Source organism: uncultured Erythrobacter sp. (assembly GCF_947502395.1).
GTDB lineage: Bacteria > Pseudomonadota > Alphaproteobacteria > Sphingomonadales > Sphingomonadaceae > Erythrobacter.
The window spans coordinates 158,936-172,662 of record NZ_CANMZM010000002.1 but is presented as its reverse complement, the minus strand read 5'-3'; the positions used below and the strand labels follow the sequence as shown (position 1 = coordinate 172,662).

Annotated in this window: 17 protein-coding genes and 1 tRNA gene; 8 read left to right on the top strand and 10 right to left on the bottom strand. The window is 58.1% G+C overall.

The window, feature by feature from the left end; all coding sequences use genetic code 11:
- Window positions 1–287: 287 nt before the first annotated feature.
- Together Q0778_RS07105 and Q0778_RS07100 are read right to left on the bottom strand one after the other, a co-directional pair.
- On the bottom strand, window positions 288–1,436 hold the full coding sequence (locus Q0778_RS07105; protein ID WP_298335080.1) for an integrase arm-type DNA-binding domain-containing protein: 1,149 nt from the start codon (window positions 1,434–1,436) through the stop codon (window positions 288–290).
- A 166-nt stretch (window positions 1,437–1,602) separates the two neighbouring features.
- Window positions 1,603–1,693, bottom strand: a tRNA-Ser gene (locus Q0778_RS07100).
- 304 nt (window positions 1,694–1,997) lie between these two features.
- Between Q0778_RS07100 and Q0778_RS07095 the strand changes: the two genes are divergently transcribed.
- The 3 genes from Q0778_RS07095 (at window position 1,998) to Q0778_RS07085 (ending at window position 4,784) form a co-directional block, all read left to right on the top strand.
- Window positions 1,998–2,936 carry an EipA family protein gene (locus tag Q0778_RS07095; RefSeq protein WP_298335078.1) on the top strand — a complete coding sequence of 313 codons (939 nt, stop codon included), beginning with the start codon at window positions 1,998–2,000 and terminating at the stop codon, window positions 2,934–2,936.
- A 102-nt stretch (window positions 2,937–3,038) separates the two neighbouring features.
- Window positions 3,039–4,226, top strand: coding sequence for an aromatic amino acid transaminase (locus Q0778_RS07090; protein ID WP_298308303.1), 1,188 nt, complete (start codon window positions 3,039–3,041; stop codon window positions 4,224–4,226).
- Between the two features lie 9 nt (window positions 4,227–4,235).
- Window positions 4,236–4,784 carry a GNAT family N-acetyltransferase gene (locus Q0778_RS07085; RefSeq protein WP_298335076.1) on the top strand — a complete coding sequence of 183 codons (549 nt, stop codon included), beginning with the start codon at window positions 4,236–4,238 and terminating at the stop codon, window positions 4,782–4,784.
- On the opposite strand, the gene Q0778_RS07080 is transcribed toward Q0778_RS07085, so the two are convergent.
- On the bottom strand, window positions 4,733–5,350 hold the full coding sequence (locus Q0778_RS07080; protein WP_298308309.1) for a hypothetical protein: 618 nt from the start codon (window positions 5,348–5,350) through the stop codon (window positions 4,733–4,735). The two genes, Q0778_RS07085 and Q0778_RS07080, sit on opposite strands and share 52 nt — an antisense overlap.
- A gap of 249 nt (window positions 5,351–5,599) precedes the next feature.
- On the opposite strand from Q0778_RS07080, the gene Q0778_RS07075 reads away from it, so the two are divergent.
- From Q0778_RS07075 to Q0778_RS07065, 3 genes are all read left to right on the top strand, one after another.
- The gene (locus Q0778_RS07075; protein ID WP_298308312.1) at window positions 5,600–5,737 is read left to right on the top strand and encodes a hypothetical protein; all 138 of its coding nucleotides are present in this window, start codon (window positions 5,600–5,602) and stop codon (window positions 5,735–5,737) included.
- Window positions 5,738–6,123: 386 nt separating this feature from the next.
- Complete coding sequence (locus Q0778_RS07070; protein ID WP_298308315.1) at window positions 6,124–7,101, top strand: OmpA family protein; 978 nt, start codon at window positions 6,124–6,126, stop codon at window positions 7,099–7,101.
- 127 nt (window positions 7,102–7,228) lie between these two features.
- Entirely contained in the window at window positions 7,229–7,423 is a 195-nt protein-coding gene (locus tag Q0778_RS07065; RefSeq protein WP_298335073.1) for a hypothetical protein, read from the top strand.
- Window positions 7,424–7,497: 74 nt separating this feature from the next.
- On the opposite strand, the gene Q0778_RS07060 is transcribed toward Q0778_RS07065, so the two are convergent.
- The 7 genes from Q0778_RS07060 to Q0778_RS07030 form a co-directional block, all read right to left on the bottom strand.
- Window positions 7,498–8,121 (bottom strand): riboflavin synthase, encoded by a 624-nt coding sequence (locus Q0778_RS07060; protein ID WP_298308318.1) that lies wholly within the window; start codon window positions 8,119–8,121, stop codon window positions 7,498–7,500.
- A 10-nt stretch (window positions 8,122–8,131) separates the two neighbouring features.
- Entirely contained in the window at window positions 8,132–9,109 is a 978-nt protein-coding gene (gene ribD / locus Q0778_RS07055; protein WP_298308321.1) for a bifunctional diaminohydroxyphosphoribosylaminopyrimidine deaminase/5-amino-6-(5-phosphoribosylamino)uracil reductase RibD, read from the bottom strand.
- 2 nt (window positions 9,110–9,111) lie between these two features.
- Entirely contained in the window at window positions 9,112–9,537 is a 426-nt protein-coding gene (locus tag Q0778_RS07050; RefSeq protein WP_298335071.1) for a hypothetical protein, read from the bottom strand.
- Between the two features lie 167 nt (window positions 9,538–9,704).
- The gene (locus Q0778_RS07045; RefSeq protein WP_298335069.1) at window positions 9,705–10,316 is read right to left on the bottom strand and encodes a DUF4402 domain-containing protein; all 612 of its coding nucleotides are present in this window, start codon (window positions 10,314–10,316) and stop codon (window positions 9,705–9,707) included.
- Window positions 10,317–10,390: 74 nt separating this feature from the next.
- The gene (locus Q0778_RS07040; RefSeq protein WP_298335067.1) at window positions 10,391–11,128 is read right to left on the bottom strand and encodes a YgjP-like metallopeptidase domain-containing protein; all 738 of its coding nucleotides are present in this window, start codon (window positions 11,126–11,128) and stop codon (window positions 10,391–10,393) included.
- A 3-nt stretch (window positions 11,129–11,131) separates the two neighbouring features.
- Window positions 11,132–11,590, bottom strand: a complete 459-nt coding sequence (locus Q0778_RS07035; protein WP_298335065.1) for a YcgN family cysteine cluster protein — start codon at window positions 11,588–11,590, stop codon at window positions 11,132–11,134.
- Window positions 11,578–12,189, bottom strand: a complete 612-nt coding sequence (locus Q0778_RS07030; protein WP_298335063.1) for an SCO family protein — start codon at window positions 12,187–12,189, stop codon at window positions 11,578–11,580. The genes Q0778_RS07035 and Q0778_RS07030 overlap by 13 nt, the downstream gene beginning before the upstream one ends.
- Before the next feature lie 144 nt (window positions 12,190–12,333).
- Here Q0778_RS07030 and Q0778_RS07025 point away from each other — a divergent pair, with 144 nt between their 5' ends.
- Together Q0778_RS07025 and Q0778_RS07020 are read left to right on the top strand one after the other, a co-directional pair.
- Window positions 12,334–12,945 carry an ankyrin repeat domain-containing protein gene (locus tag Q0778_RS07025; protein ID WP_298308339.1) on the top strand — a complete coding sequence of 204 codons (612 nt, stop codon included), beginning with the start codon at window positions 12,334–12,336 and terminating at the stop codon, window positions 12,943–12,945.
- Between the two features lie 12 nt (window positions 12,946–12,957).
- Window positions 12,958–13,635 carry a COQ9 family protein gene (locus Q0778_RS07020; protein WP_298335061.1) on the top strand — a complete coding sequence of 226 codons (678 nt, stop codon included), beginning with the start codon at window positions 12,958–12,960 and terminating at the stop codon, window positions 13,633–13,635.
- The last annotated feature ends 92 nt before the right edge of the window (window positions 13,636–13,727 follow it).

Here is a 13,727-nt window from a genome sequence, read left to right as displayed (position 1 = left end):
ATGCCATCCTCAAGATTGCACTATGATTGCGCAGGTTCTCGAACCCGAAATGCTAGTCTCAAACACATACCGCTGCAGCGTCCTCACCACGCGGTGGCATTCGCGACCTCTTGGAAGTCAGTTCCACGGAACCCGCATCTTCTCTGCTGGATCATACTATGAAATTCCCTTTAGAATTCTCCTTGGCCGAGATGACCACGGAGGATGTCCGCTTTTGGGAACTAAGGAATCGGAAGCCTACGTCTTGGGTTGGGGCGCAAAGCCGCCGTGCTCATGAGAGTGCTTCTTTACCTTCCAACGCAGAAATCCGACCACTCGCGCATCAGCTCGCGTCGTTTGTCCAGGTAGTTGGTGCGGCGATAGGCGGCCTCCACTTTGTTACTGACCGTGTGCGCTAGTGCCGCTTCCGCCACTTCGCCGGGGTAGCTAGTCTTCTCGGCGGCCCAATCTCGGAACGCAGATCGAAAGCCGTGCACCGTGAAGGGTAGCTTCGCGTAACGCAGGATCTTGAGCAGCGTCATGTCGGACATCGGGCGCAAGACGTTGCGACCGGGGAAGACCAGATCGCTGCATTCAGCGTAGTAAGGTTTGGCACGTTCGAGGGCGTCGATTGCCGCATCGGTCAGCGGGACCACGTGTTCCTTTCCAATCTTCATCCGATCCGAAGGGACAGTCCAGAGTTTTGCGTCCAGATTGATCTCCGCCCATTTAGCACCCCGCACTTCGCCCGATCGAGAGGCAGTCAGTATCAGGAACTCAAGCGCGAGCCTTGCGACACTCGTTCGCTTGTGCAGATGCTTCAAGAAAGTTGGGACATCCTCATAGGGCATCGCAGCGAAATGACCGTCCTGCTTCGGCTGTCGTGGCAGTGCGCGGCTCAGCGAGCGCATTGGCGCTTCGGTCGCGCGCATTCCGTTTGCGTATGCCCAATCGAGCACAACGCCGATCCGTTGCTTTACACGGCGAGCCGTCTCCGGCTTCTCCAGCCAGAAATCGAGAAGCACTTCGCGAATAAGCGGGCCTTCGATGTCATTCACAAGCCGGTCCCCGAGCTTGGGAAAAGCATAGGTTTCCAGCGTCCTGATCCACTGATCCTGGTGCTTGCCGTTCTTCCAGGTTGCTTTCTGCTCAGTGTGGACCTTCTCGGCAGCGGCCTTGAACGTGAGGATTTCGATTTTCTGGCGCTTGCGCTCTTCGATCGGATCAATGCCTCGCTGAATATCGCGGCGCATGTCGATCGCGAGTTCGCGGGCTTCAGCCAATGTAACTAATTCTAGTGGCCCTAGGCCGATGTCCCTTCGGCGCCCGCTTATGGTCGCGCGCAGGACCCAATACCCCTTTCTTGGAGCGGTGAGCAGCAGCGACAGGCCATCGCCATCCATGTAGCGGCCCGGCTTAGTGAGAGCTCGAATCTGAGCAGCGGAAAGTTTTCCCATAGCCATCCATCCTGGTTCTCTTCCCACATCTGCTCCCACAATGGTGGGTAGAAAGTGTGGGAACGGTTGGAACAAAATAAGAAATAGAGATTCCGATGCAAGTCCGAAAAACCGCAGAATTCTGCGGCTTTCAGGGACTTTCTGGGATCTCTTGGGATGGTATAGATGGCGGAGACGGAGGGATTCGAACCCTCGATACCCGTAGTAGGTATGGTTCCTTAGCAGGGAACTGGTTTCAGCCACTCACCCACGTCTCCGCTGACGCATGTTGTGCGTATTGGCTGTGAGCCGGGCGCTATAGTCGCAGCATTCTCGGGCGGCAAGGGGCCAATGTGCATGAATTGCACCTGTACCCTGCCCACAGCTCCCGTAAATCCCATTGGGGGCACATCGGGCGCGGCATGCGAACCAGTTTTGGGAGCGGGCGGCCTTCTCGGCTCATCGCATTTTCGATTCGCTTGGCCGACGAGCGATTGCCGCACTCAATGAATGAGACTCTGCTTCGCAGCGGAACCAATGCGGCCAGCGCAATGTTAGCGCGCCATGCAAGAGGTGATTGATATGCTGAAGTCCATTCTCGCTGCAGCCAGGAAGCCGAGCGGCACCCGTGCCACCGCTTTCGTAGGGACGCTGGGCCTGCTCCTGGCGGGTCTGTCCCTCCCTACACAAGCGCAGCAACTTGAGACTTTCGATCCCGACGAAGCCTTCGAAGCAAGTGTGCCTGAGGAAGTGCAAGAGCCACACACGACCGATAGACCAGTGTCCATTGACGAGGCTCTCGCAAACGCAACCGTTGGAGATACCGATGCAGTTGATGCTGATCTCAGCGAACCCGGTTTCCGCAGTGCTCCAGCGCTCGATCCGGTAGAGGGCATGCCTCCACCGGAGGACAGGGCTCCTGCTGCGAACGAAACCGGTGAATGGGCAAGCAACGCGCAGTCCGCGACGGGTGAGCCAGCGCCTGACTGGGCCAACCCTGCTGACGGCGAAGTGGTTGCCAGCGCCGCGACGCAATCGGATACTTATGCCGAGGATGATCTGATTGGCGCGGCAGAAGGTGTCTTTGGTAAAGGAGCACAAGGTCTTGCGGGTCTGATCGAGGATCTCTTGCGTGATCAAGGCGAACCCAATGGCTACATCGTTGGTCGTGAGGCAGGAGGTGCCTTCATCTTTGGCGCGCGTTATGGCTCGGGAACTTTGCATCACAAGGTGGAAGGTCAGCGGAAAGTCTACTGGACGGGCCCCTCCGTAGGTTTTGATGCCGGTGCCAATGCGGGGAACACTTTCGTTCTCGTCTACAATCTGTTCGACAGCGAGGACATCTTCCGCCGCTACCCTGCGGGCGAGGGACAAGCCTATCTGGTTGGAGGAATGCATGCCTCCTACATGCGGCGAGGTGATGTTGTCCTCATCCCTATCCGCTTGGGGGCGGGGCTTAGACTTGGGGTCAATGCGGGCTATATGCGCTTTTCCAAGAAGCACCGTTGGTTGCCATTCTAAAGGCGTCTTCGCAGCACAACTTGACCAATTTTTCAGCGAACCCGCGCGCAGCCCGCGCAAAGGTGGTTGCAGCCTTGCGCCTTGTGCGTAAGAGGCTTCCCCATGCTCGAACGACTCGAAGAACAATCGCCCGATGCGCTGCTGGCGCTGATCAAGCTCTACGCCGCCGACGAAAGGCCCGATAAGGTCGATCTTGGCGTCGGCGTTTATCGTACGGGGCAGGGGGATACTCCGGTTTTCGGCGCGATTAAAGGCGCTGAACAAAGGTTGGTCGATACTCAGAATTCCAAGTCCTATCTGGGGCCCGAGGGCGATATGGGTTTTGTCCATGCGTTGATGCCGTACATCTTTGGTTCGGATGCAACGATGGGTGGACGACTTGAGGGGATGCAGACCCCGGGCGGCACGGGCGCGGTTCGTTTGGCGATTGCGCTGGCCAAACAGGCCGGCATTACCAAGCTCCATATGGGCACGCCGAGCTGGCCCAATCACGCGCAGATCCTTGGCGATGTTGAACTCGAATGGCAGGGTTTCGAGCATGCCAACCCTGACGGCACTGCGAACATCGATGCCGTTCTCGCTGCAATCGATGGCGCAGGAGAGGGCGAAGCTGTCCTCATCCACGGCTGCTGTCACAACCCAACCGGGATCGATTATAGCCTCGAGCAGTGGGAAGCGATTGCCGATGCGCTTGTGGCGAGCGGTACCTTCCCAATCATCGACACGGCCTACCAGGGCCTTGGCTTTGGCATGGCGGAAGACGCCGCCGGGATGCGTCGTGTTCTTGCCAAAGTGCCTGAGGCTTTCATCGCCTATTCCTGCGACAAGAACTTCGGCATGTACCGTGACCGGGTCGGGGCATTCTACATCCTCTCCGCTGCCGGTGAGGCAGGAACCGCAACTCTCGCCAAGGCTTTCTCCAACGCCAACGCATTGGCGCGCGCCAGCTGGTCTATGCCGCCTGATCACGGTGCTGCGGCTGTTCGCGTGATCCTGCGTGATCCGGAGCTGACGGAGCAATGGCTCGATGAGCTTGAGCAGATGCGCGCAAGAATGCGCCAGGTCCGCGAGTACCTTGGCGAGGCTGGCATGGCTGGCGGTGTCGATTTGACCCCGCTGGCCACGCAAAATGGGCTGTTCTCGGTCCTTCCTGTGAGCAAAGAGCAGGTCGTGCAGCTTCGCGAAGAGCACGGCATCTATATGGCCGGGTCTGGCCGCATCAATATTGCCGGGCTCACCATGGACAATATCGACAAGTTCATCGGCGCGATTGCCGACGTCACGGGCTGAGCGAGCACCATGCTTGAGCGCCAGCCCATTCTTGAAGGGGCCAGCCTAACGCTCCGCCCCCTGACCCCAGAGGATTGGGAGGCGCTGTTTGCCGTCGCCGCCGATCCGCTGATTTGGGACCAGCACCCTGCACATGATCGCTGGAAAGAGCCGGTCTTTCGCACCTTCTTTGACGATGCCCTCGCCAACAAAGGGGCACTTGCTGTCATCGATAAATCCAGCGGCAGGATTATTGGCTCCTCGCGTTATCAGGGACTGAACCCGGAAAACGGTGGTTCGGTGGAGATCGGTTGGACCTTCCTTGCCCGCGAATTCTGGGGTGGCCCCACCAATCGCGAATTGAAACGGCTGATGCTCACCCATGCCTTGGCGAGTATCAATGAATGCCGCTTTGCTGTTGGCGAGACCAATTGGCGTTCTCGAAGGGCGATGGAAAAAATTGGCGGGCGCCTCACCGAGAAGAAAGAAGATCGCGGCATGGCAGGGAGTCCAAGCTCCCATGTCATCTATGTGATCGATCGCGCCTCCTTTGCGGGTGGACCTCTTTCGCTCGGATGAGACAGCGAACCCCCTGTTTGGGGCAAAGTTGAAATGCGCTCTCTGGGGTAGGGCATGCTGCGCAGAGTTTCCCCTCCGCCAATCCGCGAGATCAACCGCAAAAGCGCGGAATTGTCAGGTTTTCGCTCAATCGAACGCATGTTCCCGCGGTACATCACGGGCCGCCACAGGCCCACCTCGTGCCGCCAAATCAGCTCTTCAAATGTCAACTTTCGCCAATCGGCGACTGTGCGGCGCCGGGTCGGGCGCGAACCATCGATTGATGGTCCGGCTAGCACCTGATCCCAGCTTCGCGCAAAACTCTCCGCCCCGCGCCGCTCGCGTAGCTTGTAGGCGCTTGCCCGGCTGCGTCCCACCGTCCTTGCTGCGGCCGTAACTGATCCGCTGCGAAAGAGCGCTGCCAGAAAAGCGCATTGCACCTCAGGCGACCAGCCATCTTTGCGGCTCTTCACTTGAACCGGGGTGAAGGAAGGCGGGCGCGAGCGCTTGCGACGTGTTGTTTGGGCGGATTGGCGAACCGTAATTCGCCAAGGCGCAAGGATCGATGGCAGCGGTGCGTAAGTCATGCGGCTGCATCAAGCCACAAAACAGCCTGTGTAGGAAACACTGCAATAAAGCGCGTCGGCGGCTTCGAAACCACCGACCGCGGCAATTCCAAAGGGAATACCTCTCGTTGCCCGCGCAAACCTCCACGCAATTGGCGGTCGTCGTTTCCGATACTGAGTGGTTTTCCGCACATGTGGCCTAACCCATTTTGGGGCCTTGCCGTTTAGCAAAAGCAATGGGTCTTCTGCAGTCACTGAAGGGTTCTTCCAATGCATCGCATCATACTCGCCGCCTCGTCACTGCCAGCTCTGACCGCTCCGTCCGTCGCGCTTGCCCAAGTCGATGGTTTTGATCTCGTTATAGATCAAGAAGGCAGCGGGATCGCCAAGGAGATCACTCAGAAATGACCGAATCCCTGATCACGACCGATTAGGAGCGCGAAGGGTGCGGGGTTTCGATCCCCGTGCCCTTTTCGCGATTCTGGGTCCGCATAGCTTGCCGGACCAATATCCGCTCACCGCATGACTGCCACTGGACAACCGCGCAATACGTCTCATCGGCGTGTCTGTTCATCTGGGAGAAAGGTTCGAGCCAGCAGTTGCTGCGTCTCGCTCGCTTGTTATATGCGCAAAAAAAGCGATAATAACCGCATATGAACTGCTTTTTTGACAGGGGGATGGCAACGCAGCCATGCGTTCATCCGGCAGGATTAGACGGGAACCAACCCGTTTTAGCCCTGCCGATTTGTTCGAATTGGTTGGTGCCTATGCTTGAAGGAATACAAGGGATGAATATGACTTGGAAAACTCCCAAATCGCTGCTTTTGGCTGCGGCTTTCTCGCTCCCGCTCACTGGCGGTGTTGGCGTGAGTGGTGCGCTCGCTCAGGATGTACAGCCTGTACCGACGACCAATGGACCTGCTGAGGTGCTGACTACGGTCACTGCGCCTCGCCCAGGCTCACTGGAAGGGCTTGCCGTTGGTCCGGAGATTGAGGGCTTTGTCTCTGGTCGCCGTGGCGACCGGGTGGAAGTAACCATGGCTGATGGCTCTACCACTATGCTTTCAGTGACCGAAGAAACCCGGATCATTGCACGCGGCGGTTTTCTTGGCCTTGGGGCTAAGGATCTCGGATTTGACGCACTTCTTGATGGCCTTCCCATCAAGGCGACAACCCGTGAATGGACGGGCGGCCTTGCTGCCGAACGCATCCGGTTCTCAGGTGATGATTATGAAACCGCTCTATTGGTAGCTCAAGGGACTAACCCACGCTTTACCCGCAACGAAGCCGCGATCGGTGAGAATGCTGCTGGAGTGCAGGCCAATGCTGAAGCTGCAGAGCAGTTGCGAGGCCGGTTTGGTGATATCGACCAATACAATGTGAAATCGACCACGGCTGTTTATTTCGCATCGGGCCGCTCAAACCTCTCCACCGAGGCGCGCTCTGAGCTTTGCAATGCGGCAAGCGCGGCGGACCAGATTGACAATGCTCTTTTGCTGGTTGTTGGCTACACCGATTCAACCGGCAGTCAGGAGCTAAACCAGCGCCTTTCTGAGAAGCGCGCTGGCAATGTTGTGAACTACCTTCAGCAGCAGTGCGGCTGGGCACCTTACCGGATGTTAACACCGACTGGTTTTTCCGAGTCGAACCCGGTCGCCGACAATTCGACCACGCAGGGCAAGGCCCAAAACCGACGGGTCGAAGTGAACGTGCTCGTATCAAAAAGCGTGGATGGCTATGACAATGAAACGGGGCGCACCGCGCGTCGTTGATCTTTAAGTCATCGGATCATTATGAAAGGGCGGGCTGCAGCAGTGCAGTCCGCCCTTTTCCTTATGGGACAGAAACGACAAACTGTGCTGAAATCTCTATGTGGACTTGCGCAGATTTAGACGTCTGTTGACTGTCCGGCCGTGTGACCGCGCGGTGCATTGCGCGGATAAGGGGAAAATCAATACGAAAAAGACCGCACTGCTCGGTGTGAGCATTCTAGCACTGTCGACTGCATCGCCTGCTCCTGTGCCTGCGCTTGTGCAAAGCCAAAGCGCGGTCACCCAAAATGGCTCGGGCAACACCGCGACTGTCACACAGTAAGCGGAGCTCTTAAGCCACAAAAAAGGGCGGGAAAGCATTTGCTCTCCCGCCCTTTTTGTTTGCCTGACTAGGTTTCAGTCCTGTGCAGCGAGCCCCTGCATCCGCTTGAGATAGCGGGCGAGCACATCGATCTCGAGATTGACCTGATCGCGCTGCTTCAGTGCGCCAAGTGTCGTCACTTCGGCGGTGTGCGGGATGATGTTGAGCATGAAGTCACACGTGCCATCTGACTGGTCCTCAATCTCATTGACCGTCAGTGAGACGCCATTGACCGTTATTGAGCCCTTTTCTGCGAGGTAGGGTGCCATTTCAGCAGGTGCGCGGATGATCACCTTCCAGCTGTCCCCGGTCTCCTCGCTTGAGACGACTTGGCCAATTCCATCGACATGACCGGTGACGATATGACCGCCCAGTTCGTCTCCCAGGCGCAGTGAGGGCTCCAGGTTTAGCCTGGCCCCCGTTTCCCACATGCCGGAATGCGTGCGGCTGACGGTTTCGCCCGAAACATCGACATCAAACCAGGCATCACCCGATTCGCCGCCGCGCGCAACCACGGTCAGACACACGCCAGAGCAGGCAATAGAAGCACCAATATCAATGCGGGCCGGGTCAAGCGGAGCGCTGATACGAAGGCGCAGATCGCCGCGCTGATCGGCCTCGGTAACGGTGCCAATGGCGGTGACAATTCCTGTGAACATGACGTTCCCCTTAGTTTCGAACCCGCACATAAGAGGTGAAGGTGTCGCTGCCAAGCTGGCGCGTATCGCTCAATTGCCAGCGGTCATGGGCATCTGCGAGGTTCTCAAGGCCAAGATCGCCCAGGGCGCTTTGTCCGCTGCCAATAAGGATCGGTGCGCGGTAGAGGTGGAGTTCATCGACAAGGTCCTCAGCCAGAAAACTCGCCGCTGCGACGGCGCCGCCTTCGACATACAAAGTTTGAGCGCCTTCGAGGCTGGAAATCTGCGCGGGCTCGTTGATCACGCGGGCCCCATCAGGCGCGATGCCTCTTGTAAGAAGCACGCGATCTGGCGAGCGATCCACTAGGCCGGGAAGGCGGACATCAAGGCGAGGCTTGTCCGCGCGCCACGTACCGCCCCCGACAAGGATATGATCCTGCCGTGCGCGGTGCGCATGGACGTGGGCGCGTGCTGCATCGCCGGTGATCCACTGGCTCGACCCGTCCGGAAGCGCGATGCAGCCATCCAAACTCATCGCCAGTTTTAGCGTCACATAGGGACGGCCAAGCTTCTCCCTTGTGAGATAGCCCTTAAGGCTGGCCCGCGAGTGCTCGTCATCGAGAACGGTGACGTCGATGCCTGCCGCTTCGATACGCTTGACCCCAATTCGGGTGGTGCGCTTATCAGGGTCGAGTTGCCCGATGACCACCCGATCAGGCCGCGCTGCGATGACAATATCGCTACAGGCTGGCCCGCGCTCTGACTTGTGGGCACACGGCTCCAGCGTGACATAAAGGGTCGTGCCCTTCGCGCCGCCCTCGCCAAGCCCTTTCAAAGCTTCGGCTTCTGCATGGGGTCTGCCTGTGGCTTGCGTAATCCCGCGAGCGATGACGCGGCCATCCTTTACAAGGATCGCGGCAACGCCCGGATTGGGGCGGCATAGGGGATAGGTTCTCGCAGCCAGCCGCGCGGTCGCTGCCATCCAATCGGCGTCGTCAACAGCGATCATGCCTACGGCGCGGAGCTTTCTGCGCCAGCGCCTGCTCCCTCGGTGCTTTCAGCGCTCTCGCTTGCACCGTCATCGCTGCCACTGTCAGATGGAGCGCGGCCAAACATCGCATCGAGTTCAGCGCGTTGTTCTGCCAATTCGGCCTCGCGTGCCTCTTGGCCGCGCCGGTCGATCTCTTCGACATCCATACCCGCTGCTGCACCAAGAGCCTTGTAAAGCTCGCGCTTGCGCTCAGCCAGATCTTCGTACTTTTCCTCGCGCAGGTCTTTTACCTCCTGATTGGCTTCATTCGAGGCAGCAATTTCAGCATCCGACCTGCTTGGGTCAAAAGTGGTGATGTAGGTGATCGTGGGGCGTTCTGGATCTTTGTAGAGCGTCTCACCCGAAAGCCACCAGAAGATCAGACCAAAGGGCACCATCGATGCCATCAGAAACGGGATCCGAAAGGGATTAGGCTTTCGGAACTCATGCCAAAAGTCGATTATTCCTGACGTGGGATTGAAACGTGAGTTGGCGAGCATTCGCATGACACCCACCAATATAGGCGTTCACAGCGAAGAGCGCCAGTGGCTTGAAGCCTGTGTTTAGAACCGTCTTACGGATACTCGACGCTGATCGGCACTCGGCCACGCAAGTTTCCAGCCGCCACTTGTTCTGCGCCGAGCACCAGAGTGCCTGAGAAGCTGAACTCCAATTGACCGTAGCCGTCCAGTACGGCGAATGTGTCCAAATCGCTTACGAAGTCTCGGATCAGCGCATTGCCGCCCTGATTATCGCGCATGGTGACTTCGCTGGGCAAGTTGATCATGACCTGCTCAAACGGGGCCCCGGTAATGGTGGCGCGTCCGGTGAAGGGCATGCCACCCAGATCATCGACATCGCCGATAAGGGTCTTTTTGCCAGTGGCGAGATCAAGGACGACGCGGCCTTCGCCATCGCCTAACAGGACAACCCGACCAAAATCGATATCGCTTTCAATCGTGATGTTCAGGCGCTCGCAATTGAGCCGACCGTTTCCATTCCCGTTGCCATTGTTCTTGTTGTTGTTATTTCCGCGGCAACCCGGGGGCAGATCGCAATTGGGGCAGTTGCCCTGAGCCCAAACCGGGGACACAGGCAAAAGGGCAGGCGCGCCTGCCAATGCAAGCAGCGCCGCGCCAAGGCCGGTACCCAGTCGCAAAAACCCAAAGGCGAATAGCCGAAACATGACTGCAGTGTAATTTTACAAGGTTAACGAAGACCTACGTACTATCGCTTAGTCATGAAAATCACCCAACGAACCTATCCGAAGTTCGCATAAAGGCTGCGGCCATGCGCTTTGAGCCAGCGATCTGCCTCCTTGATATCGCCTTCGTAGATGTCGCGAAGCAAGGCGTGGAAGGCCGGGCTATGGTCGAAATGAATAAGATGCGCGACCTCGTGCGCGGCGACGGAACGGCGTACGTGGTCAGGTGCCTGGATCAGCCGCCAGTTAAGACGGATGCGCTTTTGCCCTTTGGCGCCGCCGTCAGAACAGCTGCCCCACCGTCGCTGCGCACGCGATAGACCCACGGGCACTGTGTCGAGCGCAGCAGCCGAGGTGTAATCGGCAATATCGCCTTCAAACTGACCGAGCGCCTCTTTCTCAAGCCAGCGCTTGATGCGCGTCTCGATCCCGGACTTGGGCCCGCCGATTGTCAGGGAATTGCCATTGAGGGTCGGTTTTCTCGGAAGCGTCTCTTGCCAATCGACATTCAGGTCGCGCCCGCGAAACTGCACCACGCTTCCCGGGCCGGGTGCCTCGCGCTGGGGAACTTTGGCGTGCTGCTCTGCCAGCCAATCTGTGCGGGCATGGGCGAACGCGATCGCTTCGGCTGACCGCGCCCAGCTGGGTAGGGTGATACGCACCTCGCTTCCATCTGGGGCCAGACGCATTGTCAGCCGTTTGGCAGTGCGGTGGCGTTTAAGGGTGATCGGCACGACAACGCCGTTGAGCTCAAGCTCGGGTTCTATGTGAGAGCGTTTGAGCCAGTCGATCACGCCCTACCGCTCCCATTCAACAATATGGTGTTCGAGCGGCCCAGCCTCAGTCTCACTGATCACACGCCCTGCGACCGAAACACCGGCGCGCACCACATCATCTCGGTCGTCCGTGAGCAAATAATGCCAGTCGGGGAGCGAGCGCCCCTCTGCTCGCCTGCGATAGGCACAGGTTGAAGGCAGCCACGGCACATCTTCAACAATCGAGAGAGTCAGACGCAAGCAATCGGGCACAAAAGCCTTGCGATTGCGATAGTCACTGCATTGTGCGGTCGAACAATCGAGCAGTTTGCACGCAACATTGGTGTCCTCGATGGCTCCCGTATCAGCGTCTTCGATCTTGTGGAGGCAACACCGCCCGCACCCATCGCACAGCGCCTCCCATTCCGCCCGGCTGAGCTCTGCCAATGGCAGCTCCCAAAAGGCGTCGCGCAAGGCAGGTTGAATGCTCACCTCACCCACTTCGCCAATTCCTGCGCCACCGCATCGGCGTTCCTGTCTGCGGGGAGGGTGGCCAAAGGCTCACCCTGCGGGTCGAAGAGATAGACAATGCGCGAATGGTCCATGAGGTATCCGCCCGCCTCGCTCTCTTCACCGCGTGCATAGAAGACGCGGAATTTGCCCGCCGCATCCGCAATTTGTTCGGGCGTGCCGGTGAGACCAAGGAGGTCATCAGAAAAGGCACTGGCGAACTCGCCCACAACTTCGGGCGTATCGCGCTCGGGATCGATAGTGATGAAGATCGGCTGGATTTTCGCCGCAAGATCGGGCGCGTTCTTGGCAAAAGTTGAGAGGGCCTGCGCAGTGCGCTGCATATCGGTGGGGCAGATATCGGGGCAATAGGCAAAGCCGAAATAGACGATCCGGTACTGCCCTTCAAAATCGCTCCACCGCACGGTCTCACCATTCTTATTGGTAAGCTCGAAGTCGCCGCCAATATCCGCACCAGCCAAAGGTGGTTCACCGTAGTCGACCTCTCCAGGGCTACAAGCCGACAGGCTGAGCGCCGCACTAGCGGCCAAAGCGAGCACAAAACGTGAGGGATTGGCGGGGATGTTCATGGTCTGCTAATTGCCTACTCAACACTAGGGCGTGAAATGGGGCAGAGCGTGCCCTATATGGGTCAATTCTGACAGGAAAAGCGAAAGGTTCAAAGCGTGGGGTACTCGGTTGTGCGCAAGTTAGGGTTTAATTCGCGGATTGCTATGGCGGCCTTGGTCGGAATGGGCTTCGCCAGCCTTTATTCCGTGAGCGCGATTGAGCCTGCCCATGCGCAAGGCCAATCGGAAGGTTATAAGTTTCTCGAAGCGGTTAAGGATCGCGACGGCGACCTCGCAACCGAAATGTTGAGCGAGCCGGGCACGCAGATTGTCAACACCCGCGACATCACGACCGGAGAGAATGGCCTGCACATTGTGACGCTTCGCCGCGACACCTTGTGGATCCGCTTCCTATTGCAGAAAGGCGGCAATCCCAATGTGCGCGACCGCAAAGGCGTGACACCGCTTCAGATTGCGGTCCGTCTTAACTACCTTGATGGAGTGGAAGCGCTTATCAAAGGTGGCGCGCAGGTTGATATTGCGGATAGTCAGGGTGAAACCCCGTTGATGACAGCTGTGCATCAGCGCAATGTGCCTTTGGTACGCCTGTTGCTTGAAGATGGTGCCAATCCTGACATCAATGACAACACCGGTCGTTCTGCACGCGATCATATGCAGCGCTTGAGCTCAAACACGCTGCTGGCGCGTGAATTTGAAGAAGCGGATAAGAAGCGCGAGGGCTCATCGTCAGCTCAGCAATACGGTCCCTCTTTCTAGGACACCCAAAAGATGACCTCCTCTCCCGATTTTTCCGATATGACACTTGATGAGCTGCGCATTGCGCTGGCCCCTGAAATAGCCGCTTCGGCCGTTTTCGACGGGTGGAATGAAACTGCTCTCGTCGCTGCGGCTGAAATGGCCGGTGCCGATGTCGATGTGGCAAAACTCGCTTTCCCAAGCGGCCTGTCTCAGCCGATGGACATGATCGAGGCCTGGATCGCGCAGGTCGATCAGGCGATGGAAGAGGAATGGCCGCAAGAACGCCTTGCCGAGCTTAAAATCAGGGAGCGCATTCGCACACTGGTTGCTTTCCGTCTTGAGGCGGTGGAGCATATCGATGAAGCGGTGCGCCGCGCGCTTTCGGTTATGGCGATGCCGCACAATGCGCGGCGCGGTGTCAAGTTGGGCTGGCGGTCTGCCGACATCATGTGGCGGCTCGCGGGCGACACGGCGACCGATTACAACCACTACACCAAGCGTGCGATTCTTGGTGGCATTTACTCGGCGACGCTGGCTGTGTTCGTGAATGACGACAGCGAGGGCAAAGTCAAAACCTATGAATTCCTCGACCGCCGGATTGATGGTGTGATGAAATTCGAAAAAGCCAAGGCGCAGTTCCTCAACCGCGATGTTGAGTTGCCAAGCCTCTCGCGGTTTTTGGGGCGGCTGCGCTACCCTTCAAGATAACGTCCTAAAGTCGGGAGTGGAAAACGCGAAGCGCGCCTCGCCACTCCGCACATCGTGTCCTATGAAAGCGGCATAGATTCGCAAGGTTCACC

Excerpts from the sequence above, each read along its gene's own strand:
- Q0778_RS07105 (WP_298335080.1), bottom strand. The coding sequence starts at position 1,436 with ATGGGAAAACTTTCCGCTGCTCAGATTCGAGCTCTCACTAAGCCGGGC.
- Q0778_RS07095 (WP_298335078.1), top strand. The coding sequence starts at position 1,998 with ATGCTGAAGTCCATTCTCGCTGCAGCCAGGAAGCCGAGCGGCACCCGT.
- Q0778_RS07090 (WP_298308303.1), top strand. The coding sequence starts at position 3,039 with ATGCTCGAACGACTCGAAGAACAATCGCCCGATGCGCTGCTGGCGCTG.
- Q0778_RS07085 (WP_298335076.1), top strand. The coding sequence starts at position 4,236 with ATGCTTGAGCGCCAGCCCATTCTTGAAGGGGCCAGCCTAACGCTCCGC.
- Q0778_RS07080 (WP_298308309.1), bottom strand. The coding sequence starts at position 5,350 with ATGACTTACGCACCGCTGCCATCGATCCTTGCGCCTTGGCGAATTACG.
- Q0778_RS07075 (WP_298308312.1), top strand. The coding sequence starts at position 5,600 with ATGCATCGCATCATACTCGCCGCCTCGTCACTGCCAGCTCTGACCGCT.
- Q0778_RS07070 (WP_298308315.1), top strand. The coding sequence starts at position 6,124 with ATGACTTGGAAAACTCCCAAATCGCTGCTTTTGGCTGCGGCTTTCTCG.
- Q0778_RS07060 (WP_298308318.1), bottom strand. The coding sequence starts at position 8,121 with ATGTTCACAGGAATTGTCACCGCCATTGGCACCGTTACCGAGGCCGAT.
- ribD (WP_298308321.1), bottom strand. The coding sequence starts at position 9,109 with ATGATCGCTGTTGACGACGCCGATTGGATGGCAGCGACCGCGCGGCTG.
- Q0778_RS07050 (WP_298335071.1), bottom strand. The coding sequence starts at position 9,537 with ATGGCATCGATGGTGCCCTTTGGTCTGATCTTCTGGTGGCTTTCGGGT.
- Q0778_RS07045 (WP_298335069.1), bottom strand. The coding sequence starts at position 10,316 with ATGTTTCGGCTATTCGCCTTTGGGTTTTTGCGACTGGGTACCGGCCTT.
- Q0778_RS07030 (WP_298335063.1), bottom strand. The coding sequence starts at position 12,189 with ATGAACATCCCCGCCAATCCCTCACGTTTTGTGCTCGCTTTGGCCGCT.
- Q0778_RS07025 (WP_298308339.1), top strand. The coding sequence starts at position 12,334 with ATGGCGGCCTTGGTCGGAATGGGCTTCGCCAGCCTTTATTCCGTGAGC.
- Q0778_RS07020 (WP_298335061.1), top strand. The coding sequence starts at position 12,958 with ATGACCTCCTCTCCCGATTTTTCCGATATGACACTTGATGAGCTGCGC.